This is a genomic window from Synechococcus sp. MIT S9451 (genome assembly GCF_047304725.1).
In the GTDB taxonomy this organism is placed as follows: Bacteria; Cyanobacteriota; Cyanobacteriia; order PCC-6307; family Cyanobiaceae; genus Synechococcus_C.
In genome coordinates, this window is the sequence record NZ_CP138971.1 from 2,335,983 (window position 1) to 2,350,021 (window position 14,039).

Below are 14,039 nucleotides of genomic sequence, written 5' to 3' on the forward strand. Positions count from 1 at the left end.
CTGGCCATTCGACGCTGAATCATGAGTACCAGTGCAAGTGGCAATGCAACACTTCAGCGTCTTGCCCCCTATCTGGTGGCCAGGCCCCGCCGCGGTGTCGTCGGCAACAGTCCCCAGGCAAGACGACTGCGGGAAGCGCTCCATGAGGCCTCGACGGATCGCAATCACCAAGCAGTGTTGCTGGTGGGTGAACCGGGGCTTGAAAAAGACAACCTCGCGGCACTGATTCACTTTGGATCCAGCCAAAGGCATCAACTGATGCTGCGCGTGGACGGGGCTCAGATGCGCAGTGATGGCAGTGAGCTCTTCGGGCGGGAAGGGGACAATGACCAGGTTCCGCTGCTGGAGCTGGTCGGCGAAGGCAGTCTTCTGATCGACAACTTCGAACAACTCGAAGCGCCCGTGCGCCAAAGGATTGTGGAGATCGCCGCCACTGGCAGATGGCAATCTCCTGGGTTGGAGCCCAAGCCGCAAACGTTTCGAGGACGGCTGCTGATCACCGCCGAAAGCGCCATCCCTGAGTTGTCACCGCTGACGCAGCTGATCCGAGTGCCGCCACTTCGGGTGCGACGTCAAGATCTCGGCGATTGGTTGCGTTATGGCATCCGCCAACAGAGTTTGCGCCTGGGCTGGAAGAAGCCACCCAAGCTGCCCATGGCAGTGGTGAAACAACTGCAGAACTATGACTTTCCGAACAATCTGCGCGAGCTGGAGGCATTGATAGAGCGAGCACTCCAACAAGTGCGTCGCCAAGGCAGCAGTCCAAAAGCGTTACCAGAGGACGTGTTCTGGACGTCACCACGGCAACAGCGTTCACGGTTTGACCTGTGGGCCTGGAAACCAAAGTTGCGCAACTGGATGCGTGCACCTCAGCTCTGGAATCTCCTGCTCTTTGGAATCGTGAGCTGGGTGTTTGTTCTGGTCAATCTTTGGTTGTGGTTTGGCCCCCAAGACAGGGCTCACAACGGAGCACTGAATTTGTTTTGGGCCTGGTGGTGGCCACTGATTCTGCTCAGCTTTCCTGTTGTGGGCAGGTTGTGGTGTTCGTTTTGCCCGTTCATGGTTTGGGGTGAACTTGCCCAGAAGCTGGCTCGGGGATTGGGCTGGACGCCATCCCCATGGCCACGAGGTGATCACGATGCCTGGGGCTCAAGATGGCTGGCAGGTGGATTTGCCCTCATCCTGCTCTGGGAAAGCCTGTGCGATTTGCCCCAGAACGGGCAACTCAGCAGTTGTCTGTTGCTGCTAATCACAGCAGGAGCCGTGATCGGATCGATACGGTTTGAAAAACGATTCTGGTGCCGTTATCTGTGTCCAATCGGTGGCATGAACGGACTGTTCGCCAAATTGTCCATGCTGGAACTTCGAGCCCAAGCCGGAGTCTGCAGCGGCAACTGCAGCAGTTATGCCTGTTTCAAGGGAGGGCCGGCGGAAGGAGAGGGACTGCAGACATCAGGTTGCCCGCTTGGAACCCATCCAGCCCATCTGCGCGACAACCGAAATTGTGTCTTGTGCATGACCTGCGCCCAGGCCTGTCCGCATCGGTCCGTGCGCCTGGCGATCCGGCCACCTGCTGCCGACCTTCAACGCGACATGGTGATTCCCAACGGTGAACCTGGCCTGGTCCTGGTGCTAACCGGGAGTATCTGCTTACAGCAATGGCAGAAATTATGGGGCTGGACAGGGCTAACGCCAAGCTCGATCACCAGTGGCCCCCTGCTACCGCGAATAGCGATCGCATGCCTCAGCCTTGCCCTACCAGCAACGGTTTATCTCTTGGCCAGGTTGATCGTCAATCAACAACGACTGGAACACACGCTCTACGGTTTCCTACCAGTGCTCTGGGCGCTGCTCCTGGCCTCCCATCTACCGATAGGAATGCGTGAGGCAGGGATGGTGCTGCCTGTGAGCATGGAGGGCTTAGAGGGCTTGCCTGAATTTGAGTTGCCAAGCTGGCAAGCCGACCCCCATGTGATCCGGTTCTGCCAGAGTGCCGTGGTCACAGTGGGAGGTCTCGGCAGTGTTGTTGTGCTGAGACGAATGCTGTGCAATCAACGCAAAGCTTGGTTGGCTGCCTGCATGGTGTTAATCAGTGTGGCGGGCTGTGGACGATGGCTGGTTGGGAGCTGAAACAGCACCAACACGGCAGCCCGCTGAAAAGCAAATGCTCAAGCCAAGGGATGATGATGAAGCTGCAGCAGCACACGCGCCGCCAGCCCACGGGAAACGCTGCGATGAGCAAGCAACGAGCAAACCCAGTCGAACAATTGAGGATTAGAAGGATCCTTGGCCAATTGATCTCTTAGCAGGAGCAGTTGCTGCAAGTTCTCACAACCACGCAAGGCATCAATGAGCGTGTCTTCAGACACTGGAGCCTTGGGTGCAGAGGCAACAGTCATGGCAAACGCCTGATTCCAAAAAACGTTAAGCCAGCGAGGGGAGACACCTGAAGCACGATGCAGAGCAAAAAATGCCTTGGCAATCAAAAAAAACCCTGATCGGCAACCACAACTGAAAGTTGATTGGTCACGACAGAGGACAAATGATCAGGGGTCGAAGGCATCGGCAGTCGAAGCCAACCAAGGAGGAAAGAGACGCATTCAGCGACAGGGCAAGATCGATTACCTCAGTACGCGTGCTGACGCAATGAGTCATTTACCCCTGGCAGATGTTCGTAGCGCTACACACAATGGAATCAGGGAAATGCTCCTGAGCAAACATAACGGCTCTGAGGGGGGCCGTTTTTTATGGGTGTTCTGAGCCGAGATCAGCCGCCAACTGAAGCGAGATTGAGACCGTCACAGTCCGAGCCAACAAGGCAGGCAGGCAGGCAGGCAGGCACGACGACGCTCAACCCAACAGCGCAAGCGAGACGTGAACCATTGGCTCTGGATGGGAGATCCCCGTGAATGGCCCAATACACAATCTCAAAGAGAGATGCGAATCAAAGGCGAATCAACACGAATGAAGGGCCGAGCTGGGTGTCGATAACGACGATAACGAGGTGAAACGATGGGATTGCCAGGAGGGAAACTGGGCGCCAAACGAACAGAGCCAGGCCGATAACCAGGAGCAGCCGGCAGAAGGCGGGGGCCCAGATCACCACGAATCACACAACGTTGTAGGCGGTACGAAAAGCGATGGAAGCGTCCGCACCCATCAGCAGCCAAAGCAGGGGCACAGAAGGCAAAACATGCACTGATACCGAAAAAGGCAAGAACATTGAACCGACTAGTGGTCTTGAAAGACATGAAACAAAGAACGATGAGGCTGAAACCCCGAGGCGCCTAGTTTCTAGGCAAAGGCTTTCAGCGTCGATGACTTGGATCAATGACTGAAGTGATCCTGCTCACAACAAAGTTTCTGGTGTAGATCAGCACAGAACTGGGGAGACATCACGACGAATGCCGCGAGGTACGAATCGTTGCGCCCGGGGATCAGGTCTGTGAGGAATCGAAAGGCGATCAAGAAAGTCAACGAGTCACACAAAAGACTCAACAAGCAGGGGTGACTGATGACACAAACAACAAAAGCTTTGAATACATCCTGGGCAGCAGCGGAAGTGAAGAGAGAGAGGTCGCCACATCAAGCGCTGGCGTCGTTAGCACGAGTACACAGTCGAATGCGTAGGCCTACAAGAGAGAACAACGCTGAAACATCAAGGCAAACGTAAAAACAAGCAAAAGCACCATCAAACCGCTCGAGCAGACCGCAACGTGAGTGCCAAGCAACACAAACAAAGAGCTAGTAATAGACAAAGAGTTGGGTCAACCAAGTCGGGGGTATACGGAACCGATGGGCCCCAAGCAGGTTAGCGAAGAACCCACCACAGAGATAGAGCCAATCGAGGCGAGCCTATGACGAAAGCAATATGCAAAATGAAGCGATCACACGTAACGACTTCTGGACATAAACACAAAACCCTGGCGTCGGAAATCAAAGAGAACGACTGCCAGTAAAAAAGAAGGAAGAAACAGCAGGAGTGTGGCAAATGCACAACCGACAGGCCTGACACCAAGACCTACTTGGATCCTCAGACAGCCCACCACTGGCGTTGGATGTCAACGAGAGGCTGATCGGCAATGGCAAAGTAATCAACATCCAGCAAGGGATCGACAAGGCAGGCTTTCCCTCGTTGAATGGCACTGGCAACCCTTGCGATCCCATCACCAGAGGACAGGGCCAAGCCAAACTTGTCTGCACCATAAAAACTGTGGAGCAGACCTGTTTCAAGGATAGAGATGGCACCGATGAAGCCAAGGATTGCACCAGGTGAGTGGCTGGAGGAGGCCATAAATGATGTGACTTCTAACTCTCCAATCGGAGTGGTGTCATAGCCAGCAATCAAATGGATCCAATCATGGTGGGCAAGTGCTGGGTTACCTGCTCCAAGCTCACCGGGAAGCTTAAAACCTCTGGCTTGATAGAACTCCCAGAGACGTCGACCAAGACTGCCTGGGGGCAAAGTCTGCAACTGATTCCATTTAGAAAACTCATCAGGATCTGCCTCAACACACAAGCCATAGGCATGATCGCCATACTGTTGAACAAGGTGCTGAAAGGCAGGATCATCCTGATGATCGCCCTCTCCAATCCAATTTAATCGATAAAAATCAGAGGTCGCCTGGGCGATCGCATTACGGGCCAAGTCTCGTGACATCAAGAGACAATCACTTTGAACGTCAAGGGTTTCAGCCCAGGAGTCAATATCATCTGCCAATGCTGCGGGGATGGGATTGCAAAGCATCTCAAAAGCGATAAGAAGCTCGAGTAACTCCTGTCGCTCGCCAGGAGTGTTCAAACTTGTACTGACAAAAGCTGGAGCAAGACCAGGATAAGAGTTGAAGTCAATCTCGACTCCGAGAAGCTTCAGAAACAACGTATGGGCCAAGTCTGCTTGGGAAGGGGCATACCAAACACCGCCAGGACGATGCACCTGCACAAGTGCTGAAGCGAGAAGAGAAGCCTGCTCAGGCGAGTTATGAACTAAAAACATTAAAACCCCTACAACAAATCGAGCCAAGTCTATCGACAATGAAGTAGAAGGCCTAGCCCCAAGCATTCACACAAACTGGACGGCTCGAAAATGCTCGCCTGAGATGAAAGGGAACAATCGGGAATGGCGGCGATTAGGGATGCAGAGAAAAGGGAGTGCGATAACGGAGATCAACGCAACAGCGCAAGCAATACGGGATAAGGTAGAAGAGCGAAAAGAATAACGAGGTCTGACATGGAGACTCGCAAGGGTCGCCATCCAGCGCAGGCCAAGGGTGGCAACACTCAAGAGAGGGGAGAACCAAAATTGGAGGTTCTAGGCAAGCAGAGAACGACAAGCTCCACAAACACCAACGATGAGGCGGTGAGAAACGTTCTGAATGGAGGCTTAAACTAGATTCAATCCAGGCAGTCACTAAATGCCTGCACCTCGTTTGCGACTGAGCGATAGCGCTCCTGAAAATAATCTTCCCTTGCCTGATTAGCTCGATGCTCCGCTTCACGCGCTAAATGTTCAAGATGAGCATTTTGCTTCTTACGGGCTATTTGGCCAACTTTGTACATGGTGATGGAATTCTGTTCACAGAACCTAAATTCAAAGCCGATAGAGCGAGGAGCATCTTTACCGAACTTCGCGCATCGATGAAGTTGAGTAAAAACTGTGATCCACGATACAGATAAAAGCAACAAGGAACGCGCAATTGTGCTTGATGAAATCGACAATCAATACACGTTCAAAACGAAAGACAGGTCCCCAGGGACTCAGTAGGACGATTGAAGCCCCTTAGAGCAAAAGGGATAACCAACGCGAAGCAAGACAGAACAACGACGCACAAGAGAACGAAAGGGCTGACAAGCCAACAAGAAGCGGAGTCTCGCTGGAACGAAGGATCGTCATGACCGAGGAAGCCAAGAGGGAGACAAACGAGGCAATGCAAGGCTTGGTGCATAGAAACGAGAGGCCATATCAATGCTCAGATCTGATCCTCGGTGCCTTTAACCAGCATTGAGATCACGTGATGGCGCAAAGAAGGTAGAAAAACAGACCCAGAAAAGGCCAAATCCCGATCAGTCCGGCACACTACAAGAATCGGATGCCAACAGTGAGGCGAGGGTGAGTCAGGATCAAGATCAGGGCAAGCACAACCCAGTGGGGGATGGGCGCTCAAACGAAATGACTGGACAGAAGGCCGCGGGAATGGAGATAGAGATGCGCTCCGAAGAGGAGAAGGGTCTAGCGCAGCCAGAAGCAGACGCCAGGCTTAAACCAACCCGGGCCATGACTTACACAGAGATGATGAACAGCGGCACACAGCGTTTAGGCTGAAAAGGCAATTGAGGCATCATGGGTATCTGCAACAAGAAGGAAGACAAGTCAGCAAATCTGTGAGAAGGTCAGGTTTTCCAGCTTGATTCATGGCGAAAGGGTATTGGGTCTGCACCGGTACAATTCACACTCCGTTGGGCATGGTGCCCTACATCAGCAAGTTCACAGCTTGGCTAGCGACAGTCAATGCACGGATTTTGATCCGGGACCTTAGCAGTGACGTAAGAGAAGGTAGCCCAGGTACGGTGAACGTAATTGTAGAATTTGACTCAAAAGAAAACGCAATCGATGCTTATGAATCTGAGGAATACCAAGAGCTCATCAAACTCAGAACGCCTTTCTCCGAACTAAGCCTAACCATCACCGAAGAGCTGAATGAATAAGGTGCTGATGACTCGGCGATCAGGAGATCGCCCTTGTCGCACCAAAAGCTTATTTGGACAAAAGAGGTGTCGAGCAGAATCAGGGAGATAAGAGCGCATTAATAGCTAGTGGCGTATTTGACCAATATGAAATCACCTGTGGATCAATCCGTTTGCTCGTCTTTTGGTGGTTTAATCAATTCACCTGTCTGCCAAGACACAACAGCAAAGCTACCGACAAAGACAAGCGAAACAATCGCCAGAAACACCACGGTGACATTGCTGATTTCAAGCTCACCGAGCATGAAGGCAACAGTACTGATCATGATCCGCTGCAATGCATTTCAAAGCTACACCCCCATTTGGTTGTTTCGACGCAAGGCATGACATGCATGGCCACAGAAACAACAGCGCAAGGTGAAGCGAAAAGCACACAAAGGCGAGGCCCTGTTCTGGAGAAGGGATCAAATCGAAGTTCTTGCGTGAAGTGTGGCGTCAAATGGTTCAAAATTCCTGACTGACATCGATGACGACGCCTGATGCAGATCGAGGTGAAGACCAGCTTGAGCTGGGGGGCGGGGTGAAGGATTGCTAGACATGAGCGAGTGGTACAAAAAAACCAAATGCAACGAGCTGCATTGCTGTTTTGTCTCGGGCTTCTTGCTTCAGGGTTGTCACAACCGTCTGTCAGAGCCTTTGACGATGACGGCTTCGAGGGGTGGGTCAACAGCCGAAATCCCGCAGAGTTGTGCGAACTATTTTTAAGTGGGATGATTGACGACGAAGATTTACCCTCAGGCCGAGCACAGGATCCCTGCGTTGGCGTTAACAACGACTAATGTTGAAACAGGTGAAGCCACAAAGTGAGAGGCTTAGCGATCAGCAGTGATCAGGATGAAACCAATGCAGATCTAAACCTGGCAGAGAATTCTGCAAGAAGACGGACACTAAAAACCATCAGACGAGGCAAGCCCACGTGAATTCAAGCTCCAATATTGATCCAGCCCAATGGAGACGTACTGCCACCACTGCAGCGCTGCTAGTACTGGGAGTCTTCATCGTGCCAGTAACAACCCACAGCAATGACACCAATCATTGTGATCTGATCAAAGCTGCTCAGAACAGGCTTGGTAGAAGCATGGCGATCAATCGATTCGTGATCTCCTCCAACGATGACGAGCAGCTGGTCAAAGCAGCGAGTCAGCAACTTGCCAAACAGGAATTAAGTTTTAGAGAAAATAGACGTCAATACGAAAAGGAGAACTGCACCAGCATCTGGGATCGATAGAGGGGCAATAAGGAACGACTCTACCCACCCTGCACAGACGAGTCAGGGCATTGACTCACAAAATGATGATAAGGATTGGCAAGCTCAATTACATCAGTCAGCAAGCTCAACATGAACACAATCCAACAATCAATTAACACCATTCCACATCAGCAACGACACTGATCTGATGGGATTGGAACCAAAAAAGATAAAGCACGCCGATCATGATCAACCAGTTCTCAACAAGCGATCAACACAGACAACGGCGAATAGCGATGAATTCAGACCAGTGAGCAGCGCATCCGCAGCAACAGGCCGACCTTCCATTAAGGATTGTCCGAAGAAAATAGAATTGACACAAGTGATGCTATGAAGTAGGAAATGGCCATGGGAAACAATATGGTTAACAAACTGGCCTCGGCTTTTGCTGCCACATGGCTTGTCCTAGGCACCCTCACACTGACAGCACAGCGGCCTTCAAAAGCAGAACAAAGAAGCGCTGATTATGAACACTTTACGGCAAATCTATATTCTCCATTAACAGGCAAGAACGAGATCATCATCTCAACGCTGTATACCACGCGCCAGCAGCAGATGAATGCATTTTCAAGGAGCAGCTATGATTATTGGGATGCAAGAGTGCTTTCCGAGTTCTGGGGACAATCAACCTGGGACTCGAAGCTAAGAATAGGTAGAAAAATATTAATTGGTCAACACTATGGCGATCTCAACAACACACTTCGCGCAATCAATCAGACAGTCTCCTTGGCACAGAATCGGTATCTTAGAACAACAAGAATCAACGACCTAAGCTCCTATAGGCTTTACCAAGAAGGATACACATATAATGACGCTGTTTTACTCGCTCTGCTATGGAACCATAGCAGACATGGCAGACAGGCGACAGCTGCTGAGATCCGGCAAAGTAAATATAGAATCGACCAGAACCTGGCCAGAGGAAACAATGAATACATTAATCAATCACTGCAAACAGCGAGAAGATTATACAATCGATAAAAGTGATTACAAATCACTTAAGATCTCGAATCGGATTTGAGGTTGAATTAATTGCCCCCAAAGGCTTGTCGAGAAGAAATCTGGCTGATGCCATTGCTCGACTTCACAATGGAGAAGTTATTAGATTTTTCCATGCTCAAGCTGAACCGATCAAACTACCAGATACTCCAATTTTTGAGAACCTAACACTTGGCTTTAAAGTTATTGGGCCAGGTCAAAAGCTGATCGCTTTATGCGTTGACGACCTAACACTTCAATCAGACCTGGACAAATCGGCAGCGTCAAAGGAAGGCTGGTACAGGATCGTTAGTGATGATGCGAGATTCCTAGAATTGGTTGTTTGCCAATGTGATGCTGAGCTACCGATCAAACAGGTCTTAACCAAACTTGCACATCTATATCGAACTGATTTACAGGTCGATCGCTCAGGGATGTGTCGAGTCGTTGATCAATCGAATCATTCAATCGCGATCGCAGCCCCATTACCTGGAGAGAGAGAGAGGGCATGCGAACTAGTGACTGCCCCAATAAAGTCAGACCATCATCAGCAACTCTCAGAATTCCTTTGCCTGGCAAAAGATCTGGCATATACGATTCCAGTAGAGGGAGCGACCCATCTCCATTTTGAAGCCTTATCATTTCATTCTGCACAAATAATCAAAAACATCGTCAACCTCTTTGACGACCATGATCAATTGCTCAGAAGACTATTCAAAACAAACATACACTGTACAAGGCTTGGTCAATGGCCTCAATCCCTTTTCAACTTAGTTGCACAACCATCCTTCACGCTTCTCGCCTGGCCAGAAGCAAAAAGGCAACTTCAGGAGTTGCCCATCACCAAATACTGTAACTATAACCTAGCCAATATTATTCACGAGATCAAAGAAAAGCCGACATTCGAAGTGCGTATTCTCCCCTCGAGCCTAGAAGCATTAGACATCATCAATGCAGCCTGTGTTGTGGAAGCACTGCTGACGATCGCTTGCTCGTCAATCAACATTGAGCGGCTTGGGCCAGTTGGTACTGACAACAAAAGTATTCTTGCCTTTTTAAATGAAATCAATATAGACACGAGTGTGCGGGATTTTTATTGCTCTCGATTTAGGCAATAGCCGAGGGAACACGAGACTCCAGCTTCAACCTCTCCCCATGAGGGCCTTCAAAGGTGACACTGCCAGATTGATTGCGAGGTTCGTAGTAAGGCCCCCATTCGACTGATCGACGACCAGTCGACCAAGGACCATTTCTGACGCACCGTCCTTTGCCGGCGTAGTGATCACCAAGCGCGCGAACGTAGTGGTCTTTTCGGTGCTTAGTCTTGCAAAAAACCAGCACCCAAGAGTGCGGCCGTCTGGACCCAGTGGGCCTCGGGACAGCCATTTTGAGCGGCTTGACCTGGCATGCGCCAACCGTGAACACCTGAGCTGCAGCAAACACTGCCGCTGCGACTGAACAAGGTCAAAGCATGTGGGCGTCCCAGACAAGCTCACCCTGAGCAACCACTTGTCGTTTGTCGGGCAACTCAGGCCAAACCTCTCCCCAAGCGTTGCTTCCCGTGGATGCCGAGCTGACTGCAACACAGAAACGGGCAGCCACAAGCAGACTGAAGCTCCCTGATCAGAACAGCCACAGCGAGTGCTGCCAATCGATCTCAGCTCATGCTGTTCGCGCGTCCTGTGCTTGAGCTGCCTGCTGCCTTGGCGTTGTTCACAGCGATCTGCGCTGGGGGAACTCACCAAGCATGCGTGGAACACAGGACTGCACTGCTACGCAGGCTTCCTTTTGTTGGTAGCGCTGTCTCACAGCCTTCAACACGCCAATAAAAAACCGCCTTGGGAAGGCGGCGAAGAACTCAGTCATAGACTGGGTTGTCTGGAAGTCGGGGTAGAGGGATTTGAACCCCCGGCATCCTGCTCCCAAAGCAGGCGCGCTACCAAACTGCGCTATACCCCGATGCAACAGAGTTTAGCGGTCAGCAGGCAGACGCAATCCCTTCCCCTCCCTAGCCTGAACAGGATTGCAGTCCTTCGATGGCCAGCGAGTGGACCCCAGGAGCCGTTGCAGCCTTGCGTGAGCGGCATGACCTTCCGTTTGTCCGCGCAGATGCGGAAGGTCGGGTGATGGAATTCAATCCACGCTTTCACGATGTCTATGGCTGGGATGAGCAATTGATCGGTCAGTCGATCAGTGCCATCCTTCCTCAGGAATTCAGAGAGCAACATCACAGCGGCTTCTCTCGCTTCAAGCTCACGGAAACATCCAAGCTGGTGAATCACCCTCTGGAACTCATCACCATCTGCTGTGATGGAACCAGTGTGCGCAGTGAACATTTCATAGTTGCTGAAAAAACAACCGATAATCATTGGAGCTTTGCAGCAACATTGCGCCCCCTGGAAGGGCCCCATGCCTGTTGACGACAGCGAAAAACAGGAGAGCGTCCAACAGGACCTTCTAGACCAGATGCGGCAGTCACTTGGATTGCTGCGTGTGGCCTTCGACAGCACTGACGAAGCCATGCTGATCCTGGATCAGAAACAAACGATCCGATGGGCCAATCAAAAAGCAGCCGACCTTTGCAGCAAGGGAATGACAGCACTTCTGCTCGGCAAACCACTGAGCAAAGCCATCCCTTTTTACAGCCTGAAGGGTGAGCTGCTTCCAGCTGACGCTGAGCAGCATCCTTGTCAACGGTTTGAAGATGGCGATGGTACAGAACGTCTTCTCATCGCCAACAATGAAGATCAATCCGGTTCTACGTCTCAAACACTATCTCTGCTGCTGTGGAGACAGATCACGAACCTGCGAGAACCCTTTGTTCTACTGATCATTCGTGATCTCGATCCGATAGAGCAAGCACTGCTAAAACAACGGATCTTCATTCAGGCGCTCGCCCATGAACTGCGCACACCCTTGGCCATTCTTTCGGGCAGCCTCAAGCGTTTAAGTCGAATCATTCAGCACGACAAACGCGTGCTTTCAAATCTTGAAACTGCAACATCAGAATCGAGACGTGTGTGCAACCTAGTTGACAAGCTGATGCTTCTCTCAGACTTGGATACTGGTCAATTTAATTGGGTAATTGTGGAGACATCCCTATCAGAAGCTTTCGAGGAATGGAGAACATCCTTGCCTAATAATAAAGCAGCAAGGATCAAATTTCGACTCGACCCAAAGTGTCTCTACGCCAAGATAGATAGAGAAGCATTCCGCCTCGTTCTTGATCAGTTACTCGACAACAGTTTGCACTTCAGTGATCAAAAAGCGACTGTAGAGATCTCCGCCAGCCTGGATGATGAAACCGTGTTGATCTTCTTCGAGGATTCTGGTCCGGGGTTTACCGACACAGAGTTGGTTGCACTCAGCACCATCTTTGAGCGTTTCAAGCGTCTTGAACAACATCGCTCCAAGAGCAGACCTGAAGGATCCGGGCTCGGGCTCGCGATCGTTCACGAGCTGATGCAAGGAATGGGCGGCCATGTGGAGGTCGAGCTCCGCAGCTCAAGGCCGGAACGGATGCGGCAGGGCGGGTGTCTCGTTCTCAGGCTTCCTTTCAGCGGCCAAGCGAGGGTCGCCTCAATGAGCCCGGGTAGAGGAACCAGGTAGATGGCGCTGTAAAAGCCCTGGAAGGGCCTCAAACAGATCTGGCTTCAAGACGTAATCACAGGCACCCGCAGCCAGAACACGCTGGCGAAAACTAGGGTCACCGTGGGCTGTCACGACAACAATCGGACCGGCATAGCGCTGGTCGCGCAAGACATCCAAACAAGCGAAGCCATCCATCACTGGCATCATCAGATCCAACAGGATTAGGTCCACGTGCTGGTTCGCGAGCAGCTCGATCAGCGCAGCACCGTTATCGCAAAGCAGGGGATCGACGCCCAAATCCTGGAGTTCCTCTTCAAGCAGAGAACGGAGGCGAGGGTCATCGTCAACGACGGCAACCGAAGCACATTCAGTCTGTGAACACGTCTCCACCACAGGAACGGCGGACTCACCGAAAGACACTCCCATCCTGGCGCAATCTGGAGCGTCAAGCAGAAGGATGAGGGGAATGGGTCGCCTGAGATTCGAACTCAGGACCAGCCGGTTAAAAGCCGGATGCTCTACCGCTGAGCTAGCGACCCTTCCGGAACCGTGGCGTGTTGCCCTGGAACTGGAGTGCCATTCAGACACCATGAGAAGGTATCACCCGGCGCCACCCTCGTCCAAGAGATCCGTTTCCCTGAGAGCCTAATCAGGCTTTGCGATTGCTCTTGCCACCCCTGAGATGACGCATTCCACCAGTAGTCCCTGGCCCGAGCCCCAGATCGATCCAAAGGCCTGGGTGGCGCCCACTGCAGTGGTGATCGGTGATGTACGCATGGATGCTGGCAGCAGTCTGTGGCCGATGGCCGTGGCCAGGGCCGATCTCGCCAGCATCAGCATCGGCAAAGGCAGCAACGTGCAGGACGGGGCAGTTCTGCACGGAGATCCTGGAGAACCCGTTGTGATTGGCGACCATGTCACCATTGGCCACCGTGCTGTGGTGCATGGTGCAACGTTGAAGGATGGCTGCCTGATTGGCATCGGAGCCGTGGTGCTCAACGGCGTCACCGTTGGAGAAGGTGCCCTCGTCGCCGCAGGGTCCGTCGTCACCAAAGATGTCTCGCCAGGCATGCTGGTGGCCGGAATCCCTGCCAAGGACAAGCGGGAACTGAGCGAGGAAACCATGCTGAAGCAAGTGGAGCATGCCCGCTCTTACTCCGATCTGGCCCTTCAGCACGCCGCAAGTCTGGGCAGCACCTGATCCCTCCCGAGGTCCAAGACACAGCGGCCGAAATGCTGCAAAACCAAACGAGCTGTCCACAGCAGCGCAAAGACGGCGAAGCAGTCATTAAGATCATTGGGCTTTTCTGATAGACCCATGGACCTCCGGCTCGTCCTCGTGGCATCCCCAATTCTTCTGGCACTGAGCTGGGCTGGTTTCAACGTCGGTCGTGCCGCTGTCGGGCAGCTTCAACTGATGCTCAAGCGCAGCCGCGCCTAAACCCCTAATCCGTAAGGTTGAGAGTCAGCGAGCGCCTCA

The 14,039-nt window shown here is 52.1% G+C and carries 14 protein-coding genes and 2 tRNA genes; 9 read left to right on the forward strand and 7 right to left on the reverse strand.

Annotated elements, in window-relative coordinates:
• Positions 1-21: 21 nt before the first annotated feature.
• Positions 22-2,130, forward strand: a complete 2,109-nt coding sequence (locus SIB72_RS12225) for a 4Fe-4S binding protein (RefSeq protein WP_413744034.1) — start codon at positions 22-24, stop codon at positions 2,128-2,130.
• Between the two features lie 38 nt (positions 2,131-2,168).
• Here the strand turns inward: SIB72_RS12225 and SIB72_RS12230 are convergent, their stop codons facing one another.
• The 3 genes from SIB72_RS12230 to SIB72_RS12240 form a co-directional block, all read right to left on the reverse strand.
• Entirely contained in the window at positions 2,169-2,399 is a 231-nt protein-coding gene (locus SIB72_RS12230) for a hypothetical protein (protein WP_115119722.1), read from the reverse strand.
• A gap of 1,634 nt (positions 2,400-4,033) precedes the next feature.
• Positions 4,034-5,023: a hypothetical protein gene (locus SIB72_RS12235; RefSeq protein WP_413744035.1), complete on the reverse strand. Its 990-nt coding sequence runs from the start codon at positions 5,021-5,023 to the stop codon at positions 4,034-4,036.
• A 371-nt stretch (positions 5,024-5,394) separates the two neighbouring features.
• A complete protein-coding gene (locus tag SIB72_RS12240; protein WP_413744036.1) occupies positions 5,395-5,718 on the reverse strand; it encodes a hypothetical protein in 324 nt (107 codons plus the stop codon).
• Between the two features lie 693 nt (positions 5,719-6,411).
• Here SIB72_RS12240 and SIB72_RS12245 point away from each other — a divergent pair.
• Positions 6,412-6,705, forward strand: a complete 294-nt coding sequence (locus tag SIB72_RS12245) for a DUF1330 domain-containing protein (protein ID WP_413744037.1) — start codon at positions 6,412-6,414, stop codon at positions 6,703-6,705.
• 143 nt (positions 6,706-6,848) lie between these two features.
• Here the strand turns inward: SIB72_RS12245 and SIB72_RS12250 are convergent, their stop codons facing one another.
• Complete coding sequence (locus SIB72_RS12250) at positions 6,849-7,022, reverse strand: hypothetical protein (RefSeq protein ID WP_413744038.1); 174 nt, start codon at positions 7,020-7,022, stop codon at positions 6,849-6,851.
• Positions 7,023-7,660: 638 nt separating this feature from the next.
• Here SIB72_RS12250 and SIB72_RS12255 point away from each other — a divergent pair.
• From SIB72_RS12255 to SIB72_RS12265, 3 genes are all read left to right on the forward strand, one after another.
• Positions 7,661-7,972, forward strand: coding sequence for a hypothetical protein (locus tag SIB72_RS12255; protein ID WP_413744039.1), 312 nt, complete (start codon positions 7,661-7,663; stop codon positions 7,970-7,972).
• Positions 7,973-8,335: 363 nt separating this feature from the next.
• Complete coding sequence (locus tag SIB72_RS12260; protein ID WP_413744040.1) at positions 8,336-8,971, forward strand: hypothetical protein; 636 nt, start codon at positions 8,336-8,338, stop codon at positions 8,969-8,971.
• 2 nt (positions 8,972-8,973) lie between these two features.
• Complete coding sequence (locus SIB72_RS12265) at positions 8,974-10,086, forward strand: amidoligase family protein (RefSeq protein WP_413744041.1); 1,113 nt, start codon at positions 8,974-8,976, stop codon at positions 10,084-10,086.
• 767 nt (positions 10,087-10,853) lie between these two features.
• Here SIB72_RS12265 and SIB72_RS12270 read toward each other — a convergent pair.
• Positions 10,854-10,927: transfer RNA gene (locus SIB72_RS12270), tRNA-Pro, on the reverse strand.
• Positions 10,928-11,004: 77 nt separating this feature from the next.
• Between SIB72_RS12270 and SIB72_RS12275 the strand changes: the two genes are divergently transcribed.
• Together SIB72_RS12275 and SIB72_RS12280 are read left to right on the forward strand one after the other, a co-directional pair.
• On the forward strand, positions 11,005-11,388 hold the full coding sequence (locus SIB72_RS12275) for a PAS domain-containing protein (protein WP_115015422.1): 384 nt from the start codon (positions 11,005-11,007) through the stop codon (positions 11,386-11,388).
• A 100-nt stretch (positions 11,389-11,488) separates the two neighbouring features.
• Positions 11,489-12,577: an ATP-binding protein gene (locus tag SIB72_RS12280; RefSeq protein ID WP_413745127.1), complete on the forward strand. Its 1,089-nt coding sequence runs from the start codon at positions 11,489-11,491 to the stop codon at positions 12,575-12,577.
• Here the strand turns inward: SIB72_RS12280 and SIB72_RS12285 are convergent.
• Positions 12,548-12,985, reverse strand: coding sequence for a response regulator (locus SIB72_RS12285; RefSeq protein ID WP_413744042.1), 438 nt, complete (start codon positions 12,983-12,985; stop codon positions 12,548-12,550). The two genes, SIB72_RS12280 and SIB72_RS12285, sit on opposite strands and share 30 nt — an antisense overlap.
• Before the next feature lie 41 nt (positions 12,986-13,026).
• Positions 13,027-13,098 (reverse strand) — tRNA-Lys (locus tag SIB72_RS12290).
• 143 nt (positions 13,099-13,241) lie between these two features.
• On the opposite strand from SIB72_RS12290, the gene SIB72_RS12295 reads away from it, so the two are divergent.
• Both SIB72_RS12295 and SIB72_RS12300 read left to right on the forward strand, forming a co-directional pair.
• Positions 13,242-13,760: a gamma carbonic anhydrase family protein gene (locus SIB72_RS12295; protein WP_413744043.1), complete on the forward strand. Its 519-nt coding sequence runs from the start codon at positions 13,242-13,244 to the stop codon at positions 13,758-13,760.
• Positions 13,761-13,877: 117 nt separating this feature from the next.
• Positions 13,878-14,000 (forward strand): photosystem II protein Y, encoded by a 123-nt coding sequence (locus SIB72_RS12300; RefSeq protein WP_115017932.1) that lies wholly within the window; start codon positions 13,878-13,880, stop codon positions 13,998-14,000.
• Positions 14,001-14,039 lie beyond the last annotated feature (39 nt).

Bases quoted from the DNA above. Each gene is read 5' to 3' on its own strand.
- SIB72_RS12225 (WP_413744034.1), top strand. From the start codon at position 22: ATGAGTACCAGTGCAAGTGGCAATGCAACACTTCAGCGTCTTGCCCCC.
- SIB72_RS12230 (WP_115119722.1), bottom strand. From the start codon at position 2,399: ATGACTGTTGCCTCTGCACCCAAGGCTCCAGTGTCTGAAGACACGCTC.
- SIB72_RS12245 (WP_413744037.1), top strand. From the start codon at position 6,412: ATGGCGAAAGGGTATTGGGTCTGCACCGGTACAATTCACACTCCGTTG.
- SIB72_RS12260 (WP_413744040.1), top strand. From the start codon at position 8,336: ATGGCCATGGGAAACAATATGGTTAACAAACTGGCCTCGGCTTTTGCT.
- SIB72_RS12275 (WP_115015422.1), top strand. From the start codon at position 11,005: ATGGCCAGCGAGTGGACCCCAGGAGCCGTTGCAGCCTTGCGTGAGCGG.
- SIB72_RS12280 (WP_413745127.1), top strand. From the start codon at position 11,489: ATGCTGATCCTGGATCAGAAACAAACGATCCGATGGGCCAATCAAAAA.
- SIB72_RS12285 (WP_413744042.1), bottom strand. From the start codon at position 12,985: ATGGGAGTGTCTTTCGGTGAGTCCGCCGTTCCTGTGGTGGAGACGTGT.
- SIB72_RS12295 (WP_413744043.1), top strand. From the start codon at position 13,242: ATGACGCATTCCACCAGTAGTCCCTGGCCCGAGCCCCAGATCGATCCA.
- SIB72_RS12300 (WP_115017932.1), top strand. From the start codon at position 13,878: ATGGACCTCCGGCTCGTCCTCGTGGCATCCCCAATTCTTCTGGCACTG.